14 protein-coding genes are annotated in these 21,139 nt (G+C 63.5%); 5 read left to right on the top strand and 9 right to left on the bottom strand.

Annotated features, from left to right (window positions below; all coding sequences use genetic code 11):
- From ACH2EI_RS17755 to ACH2EI_RS17745, 3 genes are all read left to right on the top strand, one after another.
- Nucleotides 1-1,845: a hypothetical protein gene (locus tag ACH2EI_RS17755; protein WP_395154397.1), complete on the top strand. Its 1,845-nt coding sequence runs from the start codon at nt 1-3 to the stop codon at nt 1,843-1,845.
- Nucleotides 1,846-1,850: 5 nt separating this feature from the next.
- Nucleotides 1,851-3,578, top strand: a complete 1,728-nt coding sequence (locus ACH2EI_RS17750; RefSeq protein WP_395154398.1) for a hypothetical protein — start codon at nt 1,851-1,853, stop codon at nt 3,576-3,578.
- Nucleotides 3,579-3,729: 151 nt separating this feature from the next.
- Nucleotides 3,730-4,884: a serine hydrolase domain-containing protein gene (locus ACH2EI_RS17745; RefSeq protein WP_395154399.1), complete on the top strand. Its 1,155-nt coding sequence runs from the start codon at nt 3,730-3,732 to the stop codon at nt 4,882-4,884.
- A gap of 73 nt (nt 4,885-4,957) precedes the next feature.
- Here ACH2EI_RS17745 and ACH2EI_RS17740 read toward each other — a convergent pair whose 3' ends face one another.
- Genes ACH2EI_RS17740 through ACH2EI_RS17730 form a run of 3 tightly spaced genes read right to left on the bottom strand, consistent with a single transcriptional unit; the run spans nt 4,958 to nt 8,449 of the window.
- The gene (locus ACH2EI_RS17740; protein ID WP_395154400.1) at nt 4,958-6,808 is read right to left on the bottom strand and encodes a hypothetical protein; all 1,851 of its coding nucleotides are present in this window, start codon (nt 6,806-6,808) and stop codon (nt 4,958-4,960) included.
- A complete protein-coding gene (locus tag ACH2EI_RS17735) occupies nt 6,801-7,661 on the bottom strand; it encodes a glycosyltransferase (RefSeq protein ID WP_395154401.1) in 861 nt (286 codons plus the stop codon). Before ACH2EI_RS17735 ends, ACH2EI_RS17740 begins: the two co-directional genes overlap by 8 nt.
- Before the next feature lie 26 nt (nt 7,662-7,687).
- Complete coding sequence (locus tag ACH2EI_RS17730) at nt 7,688-8,449, bottom strand: class I SAM-dependent methyltransferase (RefSeq protein WP_395154402.1); 762 nt, start codon at nt 8,447-8,449, stop codon at nt 7,688-7,690.
- A gap of 62 nt (nt 8,450-8,511) precedes the next feature.
- Between ACH2EI_RS17730 and ACH2EI_RS17725 the strand changes: the two genes are divergently transcribed.
- Nucleotides 8,512-9,960, top strand: coding sequence for a methyltransferase domain-containing protein (locus tag ACH2EI_RS17725; RefSeq protein WP_395154403.1), 1,449 nt, complete (start codon nt 8,512-8,514; stop codon nt 9,958-9,960).
- Nucleotides 9,957-11,888: a hypothetical protein gene (locus ACH2EI_RS17720; protein WP_395161012.1), complete on the top strand. Its 1,932-nt coding sequence runs from the start codon at nt 9,957-9,959 to the stop codon at nt 11,886-11,888. The genes ACH2EI_RS17725 and ACH2EI_RS17720 overlap by 4 nt, the downstream gene beginning before the upstream one ends.
- Here the strand turns inward: ACH2EI_RS17720 and ACH2EI_RS17715 are convergent.
- Genes ACH2EI_RS17715 through ACH2EI_RS17690 form a run of 6 tightly spaced genes read right to left on the bottom strand, consistent with a single transcriptional unit; the run spans nt 11,874 to nt 21,129 of the window.
- Nucleotides 11,874-12,935: an acyltransferase family protein gene (locus tag ACH2EI_RS17715; RefSeq protein ID WP_395153986.1), complete on the bottom strand. Its 1,062-nt coding sequence runs from the start codon at nt 12,933-12,935 to the stop codon at nt 11,874-11,876. The genes ACH2EI_RS17720 and ACH2EI_RS17715 overlap by 15 nt on opposite strands.
- The gene (locus tag ACH2EI_RS17710; protein WP_395161010.1) at nt 12,928-17,169 is read right to left on the bottom strand and encodes an alpha-(1->3)-arabinofuranosyltransferase family protein; all 4,242 of its coding nucleotides are present in this window, start codon (nt 17,167-17,169) and stop codon (nt 12,928-12,930) included. Before ACH2EI_RS17710 ends, ACH2EI_RS17715 begins: the two co-directional genes overlap by 8 nt.
- A gap of 28 nt (nt 17,170-17,197) precedes the next feature.
- Nucleotides 17,198-18,247: an NAD-dependent epimerase/dehydratase family protein gene (locus tag ACH2EI_RS17705; RefSeq protein WP_395153988.1), complete on the bottom strand. Its 1,050-nt coding sequence runs from the start codon at nt 18,245-18,247 to the stop codon at nt 17,198-17,200.
- A complete protein-coding gene (locus tag ACH2EI_RS17700; RefSeq protein WP_395161008.1) occupies nt 18,244-19,323 on the bottom strand; it encodes an NAD-dependent epimerase/dehydratase family protein in 1,080 nt (359 codons plus the stop codon). The genes ACH2EI_RS17705 and ACH2EI_RS17700 overlap by 4 nt, the downstream gene beginning before the upstream one ends.
- A gap of 10 nt (nt 19,324-19,333) precedes the next feature.
- Nucleotides 19,334-20,794, bottom strand: a complete 1,461-nt coding sequence (locus tag ACH2EI_RS17695) for a GMC family oxidoreductase N-terminal domain-containing protein (protein ID WP_395153990.1) — start codon at nt 20,792-20,794, stop codon at nt 19,334-19,336.
- Nucleotides 20,791-21,129, bottom strand: a complete 339-nt coding sequence (locus ACH2EI_RS17690) for a hypothetical protein (protein ID WP_395153991.1) — start codon at nt 21,127-21,129, stop codon at nt 20,791-20,793. Before ACH2EI_RS17690 ends, ACH2EI_RS17695 begins: the two co-directional genes overlap by 4 nt.
- Between the last annotated feature and the right edge of the window lie 10 nt (nt 21,130-21,139).

Below are 21,139 nucleotides of genomic sequence, written 5' to 3'. Positions count from 1 at the left end.
GTGAGCTCGTTCGCCGCACGCGCCCGGCAGTTCGCTGGAGGCAACGCCAGCCTCATCATGCTGGTCTCCTTGGGGCTTGCTGTCCCGATGCTCGTTGCGGTGATCGCTCTGGCGCAACGCCCGTGGTACCCCGTACTCGACTTGGCGATGACCGAGTTCCGTATCCGCGATGTCGGATCGCGGCAGACCCCGCTGATTGGCCTGCCCGGCCGAATCGGCGAGTTCCCCGACCAGGGCAGCCACCCTGGCCCGTTCAGCTTCTGGCTGCTTGCGCCGGGATACCGGATGTTCGGCAGCTCGGCATGGGCGATGGAAGCTTCGACGGCACTCTTGCAGACGTTGTGGATCGGGCTCGCGGTATGGATTGGACACCGTCGAGCCGGGCGAATGGGCGTGATCGTGGTGGCGCTGGTCGTGGCACTTCTCATCCGTGGCTATGGGCTCTCGGTGCTCACCCAGCCGTGGAACCCGTACCTGCCGTTGATCGCGTGGGTCGTCATCCTGCTGGCCACCTGGTCGGTCGTTTCGGGCGATCACGCCATGCTGATCCCGCTTGCCGTCGCTGCCAGCTTCGCTGCTCAGACACACATCCCCTACCTGGTGATGGCGGGTGGCCTCGGTGCTGGGGCAGCGGCCCTTGTGGCAGTTCGATGGATCTGCGAGCGACGCGCCGGTGAGGCTGACGGTCCACCTCGTGCACTGCTGATCACCGCTGCGGTGTTCGCCATGCTGTCGCTTCCACCCATTGCCGACCAAGTCCGTCGAACGCCAGGCAACATCACGCGCCTCCTCGATCACTTCGGCAATCCGCCCGAGGAAGCAATCGGTTTCGTTCAGGGCTTCGAGTTGTTGTTGCAACATCTCAATGTGTTCCGTGCGGCCGGCACCATGTTCACCGGAAGCGGCGGCTTCGTTGACCTTGGCCAACTCAACGGTGCGCCGTGGATCCCCGGCGCACTCGTGTTGTCGATGTGGATCACCGCGGTTGTTGGCGCCCGTCAGTTGGCCGCTCGTGAACTGGCTGCGTGTACAGACGTGCAAGCACTGCTCCATCTCCACGCCGTGACCGGCGCCGTGCTGGTGCTCAGTTGGTTCTCGATGGCGCGGATCTTTGGGACCACCTGGTTCTACCTGACCCTGTGGGCCTGGGCGATCATGCTGCTTGTTGTCGTCGCCACGGTGTGGACCGCGGTTCTTTGGTTCAACGCCACTGGTTTGGTCAGAGGGCGCCGTGCGCTGTTGGGGGCAGCCGGAGTCATCGCCGTGTGCACGGTCGCGACCTCTGTAGCGGCCATCGGGACCGACCATGCCGAGGAGTACCTCGGCGAAACCCTCGGAGCGGTCGTCGAGCCAACGGCCGACGCCCTCGATCTGAATGACACATACGTGGTCTTCTGGACAGATGCGCACTCATTTGGCAGCCAGGGTTTTGGGCTCGTCAACGAACTCGAACGACGGGGCTTCGACGTCGGGGTGTACGAGGCGTGGCGCGTCCCGATGACGGGCCAGCGGGTCCTCAGGGCCGACCAAGCAGACGCTGAAATCATCTGGGCAACCGGTAGTTTCGTCGACGTCTGGCGCGCCGACGACCGGGTCACAGAGATTGCCGCCGTCGAACCCCGCACTCCGGATGAGCTCGCAGAGTTCGCGACGCTGCGAACCGAGCTGATCACTGATCTCATCGCCACTGGGCTCGACGACTTGGTGCCGCTTGTCGACAACAATCTGTTCGGCGTACGGATCGACAGCCGAATCTCTGGCGCGGCACTCGAAGCGAGCAGTCTGTTGCTCAGCCTCGACCAGAACGCAGCGGTGTTCATCGGCCCAGCTGGCGTCTCACAGTGAGCGAGATGCGTCGCCTCGCTGGTCAGATCCGGCGATTCGGTTGGCAGTTGCTTGCTGGCGCGACGTCGTTGGTTATTGCCTTCAGCGCAGCCCGTGGTCTTGCCGGTGGCTACGAGCCGGTCAACGACAACTCGCTCATCGAACTTCGCGCGGGTGATGTGTTCACCCGCCACCACCCATTGCTCGGAACGCTTTCCTCTGCATCGATCAGTACAGGGATTGATGTCAACCACCTGGGTCCGCTCTTGTTCGATGTCGTGGCGATCCCACTCCGGTTGCTCGGCCGATCAGCCGGCATCGCGGTCGCCATTGCCCTGCTGAATATCGGTGTTGTCTGGTTGGTCGGCTTCGTGACAAGCCGTGTCGGTGGTGCCACTGCAGCGGTCAGCGCCCAGGCGATCACCGCGATCATGGTGTGGACGATGGGCAGCGAGTTGCTCTACGACCCGTGGCAGCCGAACGTGCTGTTCCTGCCGTTTTGGCTGTTGCTGTGTTGCGTGTGGGCGGTCGTTGCTGGTCGCGTCTCGCTCCTCCCGCTCACCGTCGGTGTCGCATCGTTTGTGATGCAGACCCACCTGAGCTATCTCTTCATTGCACCGACCATGGTTGCCTTCGCCGTCGTGTCGATTCTCTGGGAACGACGCGCGGCCGGTGACGGAGCCTTCGACGAAGTGCGCCGCCCTGCACTGTTGTCGGTCGGTGTCTTTGTCGTGCTGTGGAGCCAGATCCTGGTCGAACAGTTCTTTGGATCGGGCCGCGGCAACCTGACTCGACTGTTTCTCGCAGGGACTGGTGGGGGACAAGACACCGGGTTTGAAAGCGTGCGCACCGGGGTTCCGCTGGCCCTCCGAATGATGAGTGCGGTCGTGGCACTTCCGCCGTGGTGGGGCCGACCCGGATACGACGACTCGATCCCCGGCTCAGCCTGGGTCGAAGGACCGAAAGGACTCGTACTGCAAACACCCGGTCTTGCTTCGCTCGGTGTGTCGGTGATTGGGCTGACCGTCGTTGCTGCCGTCGTTGCGGTGGCCTGGCGTCAGATGCGAGGCGTCGAGAACCGCGAAGTGGTGGCCGCTTTCCGAACACTGATGATGGCGTCCGCCGTTGCGTTCGTGACGCTGGTGATTACTCCGATCGACATTCTCGGTATCTCACCCCACAAGGTCCGTTGGATCTGGGTGATCGGGATTTTCCTGACCTATACCGTGCTGCTTGCGGCGCTCGCCGCGGTTCCGCAACGTTGGTGCCGTCTCGGCCTCGAGGGGCTGGGCGGGCTCGGTGTGGTGGCGCTCGTGTTGACCTTGCCGACGTATGTCAGCCAGTCAGGCCCGCTGATTTTCCGCGAGGCAACAGGGTCGATCACCAACGTGCGGAGTCAGCTCGACGACTACTTCGAACGTTCAGATGCCCCGCAGTCGGTGCTCTTTGACCCGGATGGGATTGGCTTTGGTGAGCCGTATACGCAGCCGATTATGACGCAGCTCCTTCACGACGGCGTCGACCTCGCTGTCGATGACCCGAGCCTCGCCCGCCAGTTGGGTCGGGACCGTGTTGCGACACCTGAGGAGATCGACACGCTGCCGCTGGTCTATGTACGTGCCGGCGCTGAGGCAGTTGAAATCCCCGATGGTGCCGAGCGCATCGCGTTCCACGACGGCGACACGAGCCCGTACTCGATAAACGACGTGCGCGATCGGGCCGTTGCCGTGTTCCTCGTGCGTCAACAGGGGTAGTGGCGCAAGCGAGACAAGAGCGGACGGCGTTGTCGTGTCTCTTTTTACCTCGTCCTCGGTTGCCCCACACGGCGCAGCGTTCGATCAAATACGGCACGTCAGGCCTGCATCCAGGTCGGCCGACAGCGCACTTCATCACTACGGTCGAAACATGAGCATTGAGATCCACGGAACAGTCGCCCCCGGATTCGAGTCCGTCCGTGACGCGTTCGCAGCCAACTGGGAACGTCACGGCGAGGTCGGCGCCTCGGTCTGCGCAACCGTCAACGGTGAGGTGGTCTTTGACCTCTGGGGCGGCACGGCTACATACGACAACGGCGAGCGCCCGTGGGCCGAAGACACAATCGTCAACGTCTGGTCGACCACCAAGACGATGTCGTTCCTGTGTTGTCTGTTGTTGGCTGACCGGGGAGAACTCGACCTGTATGCGCCCGTCGCTACCTACTGGCCTGAGTTCGCTGCCGGGGGTAAGGACCAGGTCGCCACCCGCCACATTATGGGCCACACCGCTGGGCTGTCCGGCTGGGATGTGGCACTTGAAATGAGCGATTTGCTCGACCACGACAAACTCGTTGGGCTCCACGCGGCCCAGGCCCCGTGGTGGGAACCCGGCTCAGGATCGGGTTACCACGCGTTGAGTCAGGGCTATCTGCTCGGCGAAATCGTCAAGCGGGTCACGGGCCGATCACTCGGACAGTTCTTCGCCGACGAAATCGCCGGACCGCTCGGTGCCGACTTCCATATCGGCACGAGCGCCGAACACGACTCGCGTGTCGCCCACGTCATCGCACCACCCTTCGGACTCGGCGACGATCCGAACGCTCCCGAGATTGACCCGTCGTCGATCGCTGCGCGCACGTTCAGCAATCCAGCAATGGACGCCGCATTCTCCTCGACGATTCCGTGGCGGCGGGCAGAGGTGCCGGCCGCTGGCGGCCACGGCAACGCTCGTTCTGTCGCAGCGATCCACACGCTCACCGCAAACGGTGGCGTCGCAGGTGGCCAGCAGATTATTTCCCCGGAGGGGCTCGAGCGGATCTTCGATGTGCAAGCCGAAGGGATGGACAAGGTGCTGCTGGGTACTGATCTTCGCCTCGGGATGGGCTTCGGTCTGCCCGGCCCGATGCTGCCGCTGCCAAACCCGCACACGTGCTACTGGGGTGGTTGGGGCGGGTCCTTGGCGATCATCGATATGGACCTGAATCTCAGCTTCAGCTACGTGATGAACAAGATGGAAGCATCGCTCACCGGCGATCCCCGCGGAGCCGGCCCCCTTCTGGCGACTTACGCCATCCTTATGGCCTAATACGCAAGCCCAAGAGCCCCCTCACACTTGTCCACCTCCTCGCCAGCGTCGTCACCTCTGCGTCTGGAGAATGTCAGTCGGTGCAGGGGAGCCCGTCGGCGAAAAGTCCGTAACTGGTGAAGGCCCAGGTACCGAGGTTGTCGGAGTCTGCTTGTGACACGAAGCTGGGCGTGTCGATGAGTCCGTCAAGGACGTCGACCCGATCAGCACCGGATGCAGCTACTACTTCAGCGAGCGTCGCAGCGGCACGCACTTCGTCGTTGTCAGACAGTGCGCTGACAACGGCAATCGGACACGCGGGGCCGTTGTACGTGATGGCCGGGGCGCCTTGGAGCTGGAACACTCGGACCGACTCGGTGCCACTGGCAACGCGGCTCGGGCCGAGCTGGCGGGCAAGTACATCGTCGTTGACGCGGAACTCAACGTCGCGTTCTTGCAGCCACATCATCATCGTGGCGCTGTACGGCTCGAACACGACAAGGTTCGACACGTCGAACAACACGGGTGTGCGCTCAGCGACGTCCAGCGCAAACTGATCGAGCCCCGGACGGACCTCGCGCATGACGGGCATTCGATCGTACGCGGCAACCGGTCCTGACCGTTGTGCATGGAACGGCAGGTTCGCCACACCCGTTGCCAGTACGAGGCCGGCAGCGAGCGGCGTGGCCCACGACCATGAGATCTCCGGTTTTCTGGCGTGGATATTCGTCACGGCCAACCAAGCGAGGACGCCGTGTACGACGGCCAACATGGGCCAGATCCACCGGACATGATGTGGTGAGAGCCCGACCTGCCCGATCGTCAGGATGCTCAACGACATGAGCATGCCAACGACGGCAACCAGCACCAACGTTCCCGCGGCGGCTTGCCGATGGAGCCCCGCACGTCGACTGAGCACCGTCAACCCGACGATCGCGACCAAGAGCGCGACGACGGTCAGCACAGCGAGGGGGAGCGACGGCAGCCCGGGGATCAATAGCTTGTCATCGATGAGTGGGGTCACGCGTACGGTCTCCGCGTAGCCGCTGCGTCCCCACCATGGAGGCAGGACTCCGACGGCTGAAACAATTCGAACAGCATCGGTGGGGCCAAGACTGAGGTCGCCACCACCTGAATTGCTGATCAATCGAGCGAGGTTGCCCTTCCCGTCAACGAAGAGCTGCTCGATGAGCGGCTGTGCCCACAGGACAGCAATGACGCCGATGCCCGCGAACGTCGTGCGGGAACGAAGGCCCTGCTTGAGCGCAGCGACGGCACCGGCATCGGCATCGGCAGCACGGTTGTGGAGCACCCAGGCAGCGGCCGTGCCGACGATGAGGAAGAAGAAAATGTAGGCGTAGCTGACGTGCGTCTGCACCAGGAGCGTGCCGACACCCAGTGTCCACGGAATGAGCGCTCTGTCGCCGGCGGAGAGGCCGAGCATCATCAGGAGAAACAGCACGAACGGCAGAATCAAGGCGTTGGCCTGCCAGATGTCGATCAACATCTCGCTACCCATCGACCAGGTGAGTACAGCGGTCACGATGAGCATCACACGCTCGAAACCCCACCCACCCACTCGCCGCGCAACGACCGAGATGCCGATCACGCAGGCGATGTTGATCGTTGCCACGCCGACCGCCGCCGCCGGGCCCGGCGACATCAGATGGGCCCACGGAGCGATCAGCCAGTCGTATATCGAGCCGGGATTGTTGACATTCTCGCCGAGGCTCAGCGAGGCAGAGGTCCACGATCCGAGCAGTGGGTGATGTTCGGTCCACACATCACGAGTTCGAAGGAACAGCAGTGCGTTGTCACCGATCGGGAACCAGCCGGTGCGGAGCGAGCGGATGACCGCGATGATGATCGGCAGGACAATCGTTGCGACCAGTCCGGTACGAATCAGCTGGTCGAGCCGGGGTCGCTGGCCAGAGGACTCAGACACGGCGGGGACCGGTGGGCCGAGCAAAGCTCGAGAACAGCACGACGAATGCCGTGAAGCTGGCCACGAAAACCATCGCCTTCGCACCGAGGAGCGCGAGTCGCACATTGGCGTCGATGCCGTCGAGGAGTCCGCATGCGCCGCTCAGCAGTCCAATCAGCAGTGCGGCACCGCTGAGGACCGCAACGATCATCATGCGCACAGCAATCCGTTCGGCCATCGGAAGGAGCATCCGCACACCGTGCGCTATCAACGAATAGGTGTTCATTCGAGACTCGCCGGCGTAGCGACTTCCTCGGGCGCACGGCACCAACGTCGTTGCCCGCTTCAGTTCCAGCAAGGTCGATGAATAGCAGAGGTCGAAGCTCGGGTGATGAATCGTTGCCTTCAGCGAGTCGGCGCGTTGCGCTGCGAAGTTTCCCGACTTGACCGTGGTGCCCGTGAGGACGCGAAATGCAGCACGGAAAAACAGGTACATGACACGGAAGCGGAGGCCTTCGGAGCGAGTGGTTCGCTCAGCGAGCGCCAAGGCAACCGGGCCGTCGTCGAGTGCTCCGAGCAGCCGGGGAACGTCGGCTGGCTGGTCTTCGCCGTCGGAGTCCATGGTGACGACCAGGTCATCGGGAGCGAGCCGTGGGGCGAGCTCCCGCAGACCGAACACGATGGCTCGCTGATGACCGAGGTTGAACGCCGGTGTCAGAACCTCGACATCTGTGAACTCGCTCAGTCGGGCGACGTCGGTGTCGGTACCGGCAGAATCGTCGATGACGAGATACCGAATCGTTTCAGAGCGCTGCGCACAGGCCGTGGCGACGTCGGTACGCAACCGGATGAACGACTCCGTGTCACGCAGCATCGGGCTGACCACCCAACAGGTGGTCATCATCGATCCTTGGGCCGATGCGCGACAGCGACGGCGGACGTTCCACCAGGCCACACCCGGCTGAGTCGCGCCGTGGTCGAGCTGATCAGGTAGCCAACACGGTTCAGCCAGGGGCTCAACTCAGGGAAGTCGGCACTCTCGCGCTGTGCCCGCCGGAGCTTACGAATCGGCAGGAGCGGCAACATTTCGGGAAACAGATAGCCGACCTCGTCGACGACGAAGCCCGCAGCTTCCAGTTCCGTTCGCAACGACCTTTTTGAGTAGCGGCGGTAATGCCCGAGTTCGGTGTCCCATGAGGAGAATGCCCACTGCAGCGCTGGCACTGTGACAACGAGGCTGCCACCGGACTCCATCCGGTCCAAGACTGCTCGCAGAAAGGAACCAGAATCTTCGATGTGTTCGATGACGTCGAGCATGGTGACCACGGCACCGCGAATCGGTGCATCGGGGGAGTGGCGGGCCTCGGCGCCGAATTGGTCGGCAAGCGCGGCATCGAGGGTGAGCGACAGCTCTTGAAATCGGTAGTCGATGCTCGGGTGGCGCTCTCGTAGCCAGTCGCCGAGCATTCCGGATCCGGCTCCGATGTCGACCACGGTGTCGACGCCTGCCCGAATCGACACGCTGGCGACCACATCGAAGCGAACCCAGTGCCAGAACGTGTGCCTTGACGAGTCGCCGATGGCGAGTTGTTGCCGCTCGAGCGGCGTGGGATCGACCGCCTCGGCGAACTCAACAGCGTTGTTCTCGGGCCCAGCAGTCACGGATCCGTATTGTAGATGCGCCATGCCGAGCACCCGCGCCCGCTGGCGCTACTCTTGCAGCCGTGAAAGTTGGCGTACTGGTGGTGGCCTACGAGGCCCAAGACACGCTGCGTTGGGTGCTCGATCGCATCCCGACTGAGTTGCGGTCGCAGTTGGCAGAAGTCCTCGTGATGGACGACCACTCGTCCGATCGCACCACCGAGGTCGCGCGCGAGTACGCCGCAGGCGGCACAGACATTGCCCTGACGATCGTTCGGCACGACCAGAACCTCGGCTACGGCGGCAACCAGAAGGCCGGCTACCGATATGCGATTGACCATGGCTGGGATGTTGTGGTGCTGCTGCATGGTGATGGGCAGTACGCCCCAGAGAAGCTGCCCGAGATGATCGAGCCAATCGTGGCTGGCGACGCTGACGCGGTGTTCGGTTCGCGCATGCTTGATCGCGGCGGCGCCCGACGCGGCGGCATGCCGCTCTACAAATTCGTCGGCAACCGCATTCTGACAACCGCCCAGAACGCACTGACTGGCGCCGGGCTCAGCGAGTGGCACTCCGGCTACCGGGCCTATCGGGTGAGCGTTCTTGCCGATCTGGCGTTCGTCGGAAATAGCAATGACTTCGACTTTGATACCGAAATTATTTTACAACTCCTCGGAGCAGGCAAGAAGATCGTCGAAGTCCCGATTCCGACGTACTACGGCGACGAGATCTCTCGCGTCAACGGTCTGGCCTACGCCGCCAAAATCATGGTCGACACCACTCGGCATCGGCTCGGCAGCGCCGGCTTCGGACGAGGCGATTTGGCCCAGGTCGCCGAGGAATACCAGTTCAAGCCGTCGCCAGGAAGCTCCCACGGCAAGGTGCTCGATCTGATCGCAGAACTTCCGGCCCGTGATCAGCCACTACGCATCCTCGATGTCGGATGCGGGCCCGGCCATGTGGCCGCGATCCTGCGCCAACAGGGCCATCATGTGACCGGAGTCGACATCGCCGAATCCGACGGCGTCCGTGAGCGCACCGACGCATTCCACGTTGCGGACCTTGAAAACGGCCTCCCTGACGCTGTTGGCTCCGGCTTCGATGTCGTCATTGCGGCTGACGTCATCGAACACGTCGCCCGGCCCGAATCACTCATCACTGAGTTGGCCGGCGCAATGCGACCGGGTGGAACGATCATCGCCAGCGTGCCGAACTTCGGGCACTGGTACCCACGCAGCCGCACGGCGGCAGGTCTCTTCGACTACGACCAGCGCGGCATTCTCGATCGAACCCATCTTCGCTTCTTTACTCGCCGGAGTTTCCGTCGGCTCCTCGACAACGCTGGGCTCACGACACAGGCTGAACGCCATGCCGGTCTCCCACTCGAAGTGCTCGGTATCGGTGGCCTGATCGGCTCCGCCCTGGCGGGTGTCGATCGCCTCGCTACACGTATCTGGCCAACGATGTTTGCGTACCAGTTTGTCGTGTCGCTCGTCGCCGCCCCGCACGTGCGTGACGCGCCGGCCCCGTGACCACGGCGGCTGTTGAGCACGAGCCGGACGTCGGTGCGGCCCAACGTCGTGCCAGGCGGCAGACCTGGACGGTCACCTTCATCGCCGTTGCCATTTTCTGGCTGATCTCTACGTCGGGTCGGCCCTGGGACCTCGTTGCTCGTGGCGGGTTCAGCTCCGACTTCTACGACGAGCAAGCACGTGTCTTTCTGCGTGGCCGGATCGCCGTCGACCCGGCTGTCCCCGGCCCGGAGGGCTTCTTGATCGACGGTGCGACGTACCTCTACTACGGGCCGTTCCTCGCCATCATCCGGATGCCACTGATGCTGTTCGGTGACCTTTTCGTCGGTCGCCTCGTTCGGGTTTCGATGCTCATTGCCTTGGTCGTGCTTGCTCGCTGGGCCGATCGACTCGCAATCGTGGCGCGTCGGTCGGTCTGCCCATTGTCGGATGCGACATGGCCTCGCGTCGCTTTTGTTGCGGCAGTTCTGGGGTCGCCGGCGCTCTTTGCGTCCGGCTGGATCAGCGTCTACAACGAGACTGAATTGTGGGCGCTTGCGTTGGCCGTCGTGACCGTGACGCTCACTGTGGAGTGGGCAGCTGATGGATTCACCGACCGCCGGACCCTCGTGCTGGCAGGTGGTGCAGCGCTCGCCACCACATTGACTCGTGCGCCGATCGGCTTCGGTGTGTCGTTCGCCCTCGGCGTGTGCGGCCTGGTGCTCGTCTGGAGGGCACGTCGTGTCATCCCCGCACGCCCCGTTGCACTGTTGGCTGTCGTTGTCGGTGCGTTGCCGGTGGTCGCCCACATGCTGGTAAACCTCGCCAAGTTTGGGACACTGATGTCGGTGCCGGGCGACCGCCAGTTGTTGTCGTTGACCAGCGCGGCCCGTGCTGAATTTTTCGAGCGGACGGGTGGAAGCTTCTTTTCGTTGCGCTTTCTGCCGACGACTTTGGCGCAATACCTGCGGCCCGACACCATTCGATTCGAACGGCTCGTGCCCGGCATGAGGTATGGCCCGTTGGCTCCCGACTATGCCGACTTTCCGGTCGAGTCGACGACGCCCGCCGCATCGATCACCGTCAGTGCCCTGCTGCTCGTCGTCTTTGCGGTCATCGGCGTAACCTGGCTCGTCCGACGTCGGGGCCGGTTATGGCTGGCAGTGGTTGTCGCAACCTCCCTCGGGGCCCTGCCGACGTTCCTGATCGGGTTCGTCGCCAACCGGTATCTCATCGACATGCTTCCGCCGCTCATCGTTGCAGCGGCGATCGGGGTGTGGCTACTCGTTGACATCGAACGACGGCAGGTCGTTCAGGGTGGGGTCGCTGTACTCGCAGTGTGGGGCCTCTGGGTGAACGCGTCGCTGGCGATCTGGAACATCGGCTACAAGACGGTCGGCTTCACCGAAGCGCGATATTCGCTTGACGACGCCTTCTTCGGCGGTGGCCACGACAGCCTCGTCATCATCGACGAGGCGACCCCGGTGCCGCGCGACGGCATCGTGGGCGTGACGCGCGACTGCAGCGGCGTCTGGATTGCTGAACAGGGCCGATGGGTTGCACTCGACAGGCCCGATGGCGTGCGCCAGGCAACCGGTGCCCTCAACGGTGACGGGGTGAACGGTGACGGGGTGAACGGTGACGGGGTGAACGGTGACCGTGTGCTCGCAGCAGGAGTCAACTGGCAGCTGTCGGTGGAGGGTCTCGACTCACCGACGCCGCGCACGATCTTCACGTCTGGTGATGTCGTCATGATCGATGAACCTCTCGACGCTGGCGACGGCCGCTACACGGTCACGGTCGACGCCATCGAGAATTTGTTCTTCGCCCAGATCGGCAATGAAGCGTTCTTTTTGCCCGGCGATGTTGTGCGCGACGATGTGGATATTCGGCTCGACATGTCGGCACCGATGCCGCAGTCGGCGCTCTGCCTGTCACTCAGCGATTGAGGTCCGCTTGGCCCGGAGCGGCTGCTCGATTGCCACATGCAGCACGGCAGCCGCAACCGATGAGGCAAGGACCTTGACAACAAGCAGTGGCCAGCCATCGATCCCGATGCGATCACTGGACATGATGAGGATGACCGGCCAGTGGATGACGTACCACGAGTAGCTCATCTGGCCAACGGCCACAAATGGTGCCCGGGCCAAGAGCCGTGTGAGCGGGCCGGGAAGCAACAGGGAGGCCACGAGTACAGCGCTGACAACCGACACGGCTGCGTAGCCGCCCCGCAGTAACCACGGTGGGTCGTAGTCGGTTGTTGAGGCCAGCGCGAGCATGGCAACGAAGCCCGCGATGCCGGCGGGCCTGAGCCAAGCAGCGGATCGCTGAAGGGCCTCGGGGTGAACGTGGAGCAGCAGCGCAAGGCCGCAGCCAGCGAGCAGCTCTGTGCCGCGCGCGTCGGTCCCGAACTCAAGCCGGAACTGCGGTCCGGACACGAAGAGTTGAACGAGGAGTGACCCGATCCAGCCTGTGAACACCATGATCGACAGCGTTCTGACCGGTCGTTTCGTACGGACCGCGACAAGCACTGCGACGGTCAGAAGTACGTAGAACTGTTCTTCGACCGCCAGCGACCAGAACGGGCCAAGCGGGCCGACGATGGTCCGAAGCAACTGCCCCTCGCCGGAAACAATCACATGCCAGTTCGTGTAGCCGAATGCCCCCGCAGCCGCATCGACCCAGCGAAAGCCAGCCCAGAACAGGGGCGCGAGCACGACAGCGCCGACCACGACGGTGAGTGAAGCCGGCGCCAATCGCCTGAAGCGTCGTGCCCAGAACCGGCGGACGTCGAGATCGCCTGAGTCGGCGATTTCTCGAAGCAGCACGGTCGTGACGAGGTAACCCGACAGGGTGAAGAAGACCGAAACGCCGATGAATCCGCCCGGTGCGAGGTCGGACAAACCCGACGTGGCGCCTGCATGAAAGAGCACCACACAGACGACTGCGACTGCACGGAGGCCGTCGAGCGCCGGGTGATAACGATGGTCACCCATCGGCTGGCGTCGCTGCAGATGTGGCCTTCGAAGTGACCGGCCTGGCCGAGCGTCGATTGACCAGCGCTGCGCACATCAGCAGCATGACGCCCAGCAACGTCCAGCCGTGGAGCCACTCGAAGCGGATGGGCCAGCCTGCGTTCGGGAAGGGACGTTCGACGCCCACAACAAAGACGACAGTCAACGACACCCCTGCCACGATCAACCAGCCGGCGATTGCCAAGACTCGGACCCGACGCGTAACAACAGCGACAACTGCGACTGCGGCGGCGGGGATTGCCCACACCCACCCGGCCACAAGTGCGGCGGCGACCGTGGCGATGGCGCCGACACTACCGATCGATCGTCGGGCGTCAGGGTTCCACGTCGCAAACTCTGGTCCGATTGCCGTGAGCGCCACATCGCTCGAACGGCGACGGTCGAGCACGACAATCGCAATCGCGACAAGCGCCGCAAACAACGAGGCGAAGAGTGCAATCGAGAGGGTGCGCTGTGGTGTCCATTGGATCTCGACGGTTGTGGTCGCGTTGGTCGGGGCGATCCACCACCCGTTTGCATTCCCGTCGACGAGTTCGGGCCCCGCCAGCGTGCCGCCGGCTGTGCTCGCTGTCCAACCGTCGTTGTAGCCCTCACCGAGCACGACCCAGCAGCCTCTCGGGCATGCCGGAACGTCGACGATGCGGTCGTGGCGACCACTTTCGACCAACACCGTTTGGGTCGGATCGATGGCGGGGCTCGCAGCAGTCTCGGGTGGAGCTGGCCGCAGGACAACACGATCGACGTCGATGCCAGTGGTGTGGCCTGCAGCTGTCGAGAGCCGATGTGTTCCCTGTTCAAGATCGAGTGATCCGTCGCACACCTCGACGGTGATGGAGTCACCGGCGAGTGCAGTGTCGACGTCGAACGCAACAGACACGCCCAGCGGCTGTCCGTCGAGTTCGAGAAGATCATCGCGGCATTCCCCATTGGCGGCGAATGCCGACGATCGCTCGATGAAGCTCCCGACAAAGCCGATCGAACTGATTGCTGCGGGCAGCACGACGGGCTCTCCGAACCGGCGGTCGATGGTTTGCTTCGAGTCGATCTCGACAATCGTCACGGTCGCTTGCGTCACGTCGACTGCGCGAGGCAACTCGATGGTGACGTCAGGCCCAGGGACAACGATGGTGAGGTCGCCCACGCGGTCGGTGATCCGTAGCTTGGTGACGGGGGAGAAATTGCCCACCAATTGCGTGACGCGAAGGCTGCTTGATGAGCCGTCACCGAGATTGGTGAGCGACTGGCCGACGACATTGTCGAAGGGAGTGATCCAGGCAGTTGCCAGATCACCGTCGGCAGCAGCGTGGCCGCGCGCCGTGAGGGTGCCATCGAGGTGATCAGAAGCCTGCCCTCGCTCCTCGAACAGTTCGGAGAGCAGTTCGCCGGATGCACTCGGCGTCACCCGCAGTGTCACCGAGATGTTCGATGTCATGTCGGCAGCCAGATCGAACTGACGATTGAGCGTCGGTTCCGGATCGCTCCGAAATCGATCTTGCGGATCGGCCCGAAGCCGCGAAAACACATACGAGGTCTGATTGTTGGGATTCGCGTCGGTCGCGTCGTGCGGAACTCGGATCACTTCGACTGTCGGAGCGAGGCCGAGTTCGATCTCGGCGAATCCAACGGCACCGATTGCTGCGGCGATGGGCGGCTGGGGGGCGCTTGTGCCCGTAATCACGATGTCGACTGTCGAACCCGCAGCGCCGTCCACATCGATGCGCTGTCCTGCGCCTGCGAGCGAACGACCGTCAAGCGAAACAAGGACTGGTTGGCCGACGCCGTCGATGCGGACGTCGGTGATCACGCGCGTTCCCGGCGGCGAATCAGGCTGGCGAAGCGTGACGTGGTCGAAGTCGGATGACACGTCAAGCCGGATGAATTCTCCGATGGCTGGAGCGCGGTCGGCAACGACCCAGCTCGTGGAGAAATCGCCGTCGATGGCCATCACCGGCCGGTGCTCAGGGAGATACGCAAACGGCTCGCCATAGGCGCTGGCAGTTGCGCGAACCGGGCCATCTTGGATCGCTACGGTCTGCGTTGCCGCCTCGGTGGTGTCGAAGACGGGGAGCCGTTGGTCAGCCGGCTCGAAGCGCAGCACATCGGCCTCAGGGCCGCCGAACTCGGTGGCGCCGTGAACATCCTGCGAGCCCCGCCAATGATGCGCACGGTCGCGGTTCGAGTCGGTGACGATCAGCGACGCACCATTACTCAGTGCCGCGGCCACCTCGCTGGAGTCGAGCGATGCGCTGTAGCGAATTAACTCGGCGCCATCGATCAAGCCCGCGCCGGCAGCATCGACGAGGCCGTCACCGCTGCCCGATACCACCACAACCTCGTCTTTGACTCGAACGGTCGGGACAGGATGACCAACCGCCAGTAACTGCACCGGAGCAATGGCGGTACCGACTCGAGAGTCGCCGATCGACTGCTCGTCGACGTACGGAACTCGCGGCAACATTACTGTTGGTTTGCCAAATGATGCCGGGTATCCAACGCCGTCGACACCACCGTGTGCAAGGAGGTCGGCGACCAACTCTGGCCGAGCCAGGCGGAACCGATCGAACTGCACATCGTTCGTCAGCCAGATCGTGTCGACGCCGAGCAGCCGGGCGATCGGTGCCACAGCATCGGGGTCGAGCGTGCCATCTTGCACGCGATCGTCGAGTGCAAAGACAAGGTCCATTGCGGCCGGGCTACCCAGCGGGAGAAGGTCACGCGTGAGGAGCGGGCGCTCAGTCAGCGCCGGCAGCGGCTGATCGACCGTGTAGCCCCACTGGTATGCCCCGAACTCGGTACCGGGAATCTGAAGTACTCGGTAGCCATCGGGGAGTGCGTCGAGTGCGGCCGAGGCATTGAGCCACGAAGCGGGTGGTTGTTCGTCGCGTTCGAGCGCCGGATCAACGAAACCACCGTTGCGGAGAGCCGGCAGGTTGATGACGGCGAGGAGGCCGATGACAGCAGCGATCGTCACCGATGCACGCGCCCCACCGAACACGGTTGGGCCGCCGCGGAATCGCAGCATTCGAACAGCGGACACGAGCGACGCTGCACCCAATGCCATACCGAGCATGAGGACAGGAACGGCCCGGGTGCTGCTGCGCAAGGCCAACGCTACGCCACTCTCGCGGTCGCCGAGCAGCGCCGACATCAGCGGCGACGTGTCGTCGATCGGGTGAACACCAACGGCCAACACGAGGCCAGCCCCAACGAGGAGTGCAGCAAACCGTCGATGCTCCCACTCACTCACGACAATACCCAGCAGGCACAGCAGCACAAGTCCGAGCCCGGCAATCACGACCGGGATGGAGATCAGATGATCGAGTGAGGAGGTGGTTGCCGCGGCAAACGAGTCGCGCAGATAGAACAACCAGTAGCCGAGCCCGCGCAGCACTTCGGTCGACGTTGACGTGAACGACACTGACTCCAGCGACTCCGAATAGGCCAGGACATCGCCGCCACGCCGACCTTGGATGATCAACATCGCCATCCACCAGAGCGACACGGCGGTCGACAGCACAGCGACCTTGCCGGCGGTTGCGAGGGCCCGTCGCCAAGTAATCGAACGATTCCAGACGGCGTGGGCGAGCCACAATGTGGGCGCAGGAATGATCATTGCCAAAGCGGTGGCATTGACGGCACCGACCGTCAGGACGACCAGTGCGATTGCTGCCGGGAAGCGCCATCGTCCGCGCTGTGCTGCCAAGACGGTGAGGCCGACGATCCATCCGAGGCCTGCCCATGGGAGGAGCAACACCGACGTCCGAGAGACGTACGGCAGCACGTACGGAGAAAGTTGGTAGACGAGCGCCGCAACGAATGCGGCAAGGGGCGCCAGGCCGAGCACTCGGCTGACCCATCGCACGCCGAGCCCGGCGACGAGGAGAAGCGTGCCGATCCAGAGTCGGTGGGCGATCCAGTCGGGAGCTCCGAGCTTTTCGAACAGCCAGAACCAGGGAGCGGTCGGCCAGAGATAGGCAATGTGCTGATGCGGCACCCAGCCGGCGAACTGGCGCGGATCGAACGACGTCGTCGTGTCGGCGATGAAGCGACCCGGGTTCAGGTACACGTACAGCTTTGAATCAGTCGGCATCCGACCGGGCGCAGCCGTCAGTGCCGGTACGTAGGCCAAGCAGGCCAACACGGCAACCGATACCGCCGTCGACCGCTGGCGAAGCAACTCCGCAAGCCGTGTCATTGCACTGGGCTCGCTGGTGTGATTGCGCTCATCGTGCCGCTGGAAGTACGCTCGACATGCGTTTCACGAGCCCGAGCACGCCTTGCTTCGAGGTCCGTCGATGATGCGAGGCGTTGACATTGCTCGTCGCTGCACGATGCTCAAGGAACCAGTCGTAGCTCTGCGCAAACATGTCATCCGTCGACCACTGCGGCGTCCACCCGAGCTGCGTTTCGAGGTGCTGCAGGTCGAACCACATCGACTTCGAGTACATCAACCAGTGGTACGGGGCAAACGGGGCAAGCCCCAGCTTTGCAGTGAGCGACATGCCGAGGCTGGCCGGGGCGGCGGGCAGCGAACGGACCTGCGAGCCGGTGCCGGCGTGAGCGCACAAGCTGGCGAGGGTCTCGCGCATGGTGCCGAACCGATCGGTACCGACATTGAACACACCAGGCGATTCAGCGTCGGCCGCCAGCAGACAAACATCGGCAAGATCATCGCTGTGGACAAACTGGTAGCGGTTGGTGCCGTCGCCCAGCACGATCGGGTCGTGCCCGTCGGCAATCCAGTCGAACAGGATGCCGAAGATGCCGAGGCGGCCATGGCCGAGGATGGTCCGCGGGCGAACAATCGACACATCGAGGCCCTGGCGAGCTGCGACCAGGCAGGCCCACTCGGCTGCGAGCTTGGCGTGGCCGTACGGCTCCATCGGCGACGGCACGGTGGTTGGCAGCACGGGGTTGGTCTTGGGGACCCCGAACACGGCGCTCGAGGAGGTGTGTACCACCTTGCGGACGCCGCTCGCAGCGCTTGCCTCGAGCAGGTTGACCGTTCCGTCAACGTTGACCGATCGGAGCAGATGCTCGTCTTGGGCAAGCGGCACCTGCGCCACATTGTTCAACACGACGTCGACGCCATCGACGGCCTCGCGCACCACGTTGATGTCACGGATATCGCCCTGGACGAACTCGACGCCGCAAGGCCGGTCGTCAGCATCGTTAATGTCAAGCACGCGAACTGTTTCGCCAGCCGCATGGAGACGCTGCGCGATCAGTGACCCGAAGTAGCCGCTCCCTCCGGTGACGAGATACGTGGTCACAGCTCGATGCCCTGCTCGCGACACCACTGGATGCTGCGTCGCATGCCGTCAGAGAGCGACACGTCGGGGGAGTAGCCGAGGTCGCGCTGCGCGGCGCTGATGTCGACAGCAATCGTCTTGTTCATCTCGCCAAGTACGTGGAACTGTTGGTTGTACTTGTCGATCCGCTGGAAGAACGCATCGACCCGTTCGGCGATGTCGCCAACGACGTTCGGCAGCTTCAGCCGGTTCGCCTTGACGTCGTAGCCCTCGGCGGTGAGCGCGCAACCAACCGTTTCGACGATTTCGGACACGGTGTACGCACGCTCATCGGCAATCCACCACCCAAGGCCGGGCGCCGTCGGTGTCAACTCGGCTCGAACGATGCCTTCGATGAGATTGTCGATGAAGACCATCGACCGACGTTGGTTGCCGCCACCGAGCACCGGGAACCTGCCCGTGCGAACCAACGTGAAGAACGTGGTCTGACGTGCTGGCTGGTGCGGACCGTAGAACCACGGCGGCCGAACCATCACGACGTTCAGCCCACGATCGACAGCATCGTGAACTCGGAGTTCGGCGTCCATTTTGGAGCGCCCGTAGCCGAAGTACGGGTGGAACGGTTCATCGTGGCCGAAGGTGTCGGTGACGTCAGCGTTGGTGCCGAATGGGCTGTTCGATGAGACGTGAACCATGCGTCTGATGCCTGCGTTCTCGGCAGCTCGGAGAATGTGTTCGGTGCCTTGATGGTTGACGGCATCGAAGTCGGCCATCTTGTTGGGATGGATGATGCCGGCGGTATGGATCACGTCGACCGAGTCGACATCGTGAAGACCACGAAACAGATCCAGTGCTGTATCGGCTCGGCTGATGTCGCCCACGACGACCTCGACGCGATCACTGGCTGCATCGAGTGTAACTGCGTCAGCAGGGTCGCGAACGAGCAGCCGAAGTCGGCCTGCCCGCTGATACTCGTGGTCGTCAGAGAGGAACGCCGCAACGAGCCCCGTGCCGAGCCAACCGCCGGCTCCTGTGATCACGGTGACGTCTGGAGTGGCGAGTTGTTGGGTCATCGAAGTGTCTCCGTCATTGAACATCCGGCAAGGGTCATCCAGCTCGTTCGTCGGCAAAACGCCGTGCGTTACGGATGGCGATGGCCATCACCGAGGCCTGCGGGTTGACACCTGGTGCGTCAGGCAACAGTGCAGCATCGTTGACCCACACGTTGCTCGCGCCGTGGACCTTGCCGAAGCTGTTCGTGGCGGTCCGCTTGTGGTTCTCGCCCATTGGTGCCGTTGAGCAGAGATGTACGGTCATAACGCTGGCCCTCGTGGCAGCGAACGCAGCGGTCATCTTGGCGAGGTCGGCACGGTTGCGGACGAGTGGCGCGTGCTTGAACGACGGGTACACCTCGTCAGCGCCGGCCTCAAGCATGAGGAGTGCGAGGCGGGCCAGGCCTTGGCCCAGGAGCGCACGATCGCGTTTGGTCAGTCGATACGTGACGATCGGGTCTCGGACGCCGGGGATCGCCTGCACCCAGCCACGGCCCTGGCTGGTGATTGCGGCGTAGTAGATGGCCAACTCGGGCCAGGCGGTCACTGCCGCTCCGAATTCCCGCCAGTTGTCGGTCAACGACAGCGCGACCAGTCCGGGGTGGCTTGCAGAGCCGCCGAACGAGATGCCAGGGGCAAACTCTTTGACCTGGAAAACTGGGACGTCGTCAGGCGTGTTGACGTTCTCGTCGAACCGCGCCGCGAGCTTGACGGTGGGATGGACCGCGAGCGTGCGGCCGACCCGATGGCGCAAGCCGGCGCGCTGCAAAATCGCCGGAGTTTGGATGGCTCCACCGCAGACGAAGACGCTCTTGAACGTGATCGTGGTTGGTTGATCGACACCCGTTGCAGTCGCTGACAACTGAGCGCTTGTCGCGGCGCCACCGGACATCACGAGCCGATCGAGCCGGTGTTCGGTGAGCATCCGGGCCCCTGCAGCGAAGGCTCTGGGCAGGTACGTACGCGTCATGCTTTGGCGCTGACCGTCGACGGCACGCCCGCCTTCTGGATACGACATCCAGCGTGGGCTCTCGTCGTGCTGCCAACCAAGTGCGGCTGCACCGTCGCGTAAGATTTCACTGGCTCTGGTGTGTTCGCCAGGCACGGTCTGCACGGAAAGTTGCTCTTCGACCTCTTCGCAGATCGACAGCAAGTCGCCAGCGTCGAAGTCGTCGATCGCGTAGTCACGTTGCCAACGCGCGATCGCTTGCTCGGGTGGGCGGCGATACAGCCCGCTGTTGACCTCGGTGCCGCCACCGGCGCAACGGCCTTCGGTGTAGGCAATCGATGGAATACCGAGCGCCACCGTGACGCCACCCGATCGGTACTGGCGATCCATCTGCTCGAGCGAGAACGGCACGACTTCGCCCTGGTCGACCCACGGTCCCTCCTCGATGATGAGGACGTCGTGGCCGGCTTCGGCAAGGATCGCGGCGGTTGTGGCGCCACCTGCTCCGGAGCCAATGATCAGCACCTCGCACTCGTTGGTCGCGGTCCACTCGTTGGTCGCGGTCATTGGGCGCCGTCCGTTTGCGTTGCTGGCCAGGTTTCCCAGATATAGGCGAAAGCCAACGATCGGATCAGGCGGGGGTACTCGGCGAGGAGCGGAATCGGCAGCTTCGTGACGAGGCTGATGACTCGGTCGACACCAAAGAGCCTGGAAAGAACATCGACGCCAACACCGATGGCCTTGACGCCGAATCGAGGGACCGACGGCATCGTTTGCACTCGTTCATCAATGAACGAAACGGTCTGGCGGCGGGGAGCAACGGGCAGCGCTGGGAGGTCGACCGACAGCAACGCGTCGGCAAAGCGAGCCATCGGCGTCGAGAGCGTGGACGGGGCGCGCATGGAGCGGCCA

Source organism: Ilumatobacter sp., assembly GCF_041688325.1.
Lineage (GTDB): Bacteria > Actinomycetota > Acidimicrobiia > Acidimicrobiales > Ilumatobacteraceae > Ilumatobacter_A.
This window is presented reverse-complemented; position numbering and strand designations above follow the sequence as displayed.

What these genes read in the sequence shown, in the direction of transcription:
- ACH2EI_RS17750 (WP_395154398.1), top strand. Translation starts at nt 1,851, where the DNA reads ATGCGTCGCCTCGCTGGTCAGATCCGGCGATTCGGTTGGCAGTTGCTT.
- ACH2EI_RS17745 (WP_395154399.1), top strand. Translation starts at nt 3,730, where the DNA reads ATGAGCATTGAGATCCACGGAACAGTCGCCCCCGGATTCGAGTCCGTC.
- ACH2EI_RS17735 (WP_395154401.1), bottom strand. Translation starts at nt 7,661, where the DNA reads ATGCTGCGTGACACGGAGTCGTTCATCCGGTTGCGTACCGACGTCGCC.
- ACH2EI_RS17715 (WP_395153986.1), bottom strand. Translation starts at nt 12,935, where the DNA reads ATGGGTGACCATCGTTATCACCCGGCGCTCGACGGCCTCCGTGCAGTC.
- ACH2EI_RS17710 (WP_395161010.1), bottom strand. Translation starts at nt 17,169, where the DNA reads ATGACACGGCTTGCGGAGTTGCTTCGCCAGCGGTCGACGGCGGTATCG.
- ACH2EI_RS17700 (WP_395161008.1), bottom strand. Translation starts at nt 19,323, where the DNA reads ATGTTCAATGACGGAGACACTTCGATGACCCAACAACTCGCCACTCCA.
- ACH2EI_RS17695 (WP_395153990.1), bottom strand. Translation starts at nt 20,794, where the DNA reads ATGACCGCGACCAACGAGTGGACCGCGACCAACGAGTGCGAGGTGCTG.
- ACH2EI_RS17690 (WP_395153991.1), bottom strand. Translation starts at nt 21,129, where the DNA reads ATGCGCGCCCCGTCCACGCTCTCGACGCCGATGGCTCGCTTTGCCGAC.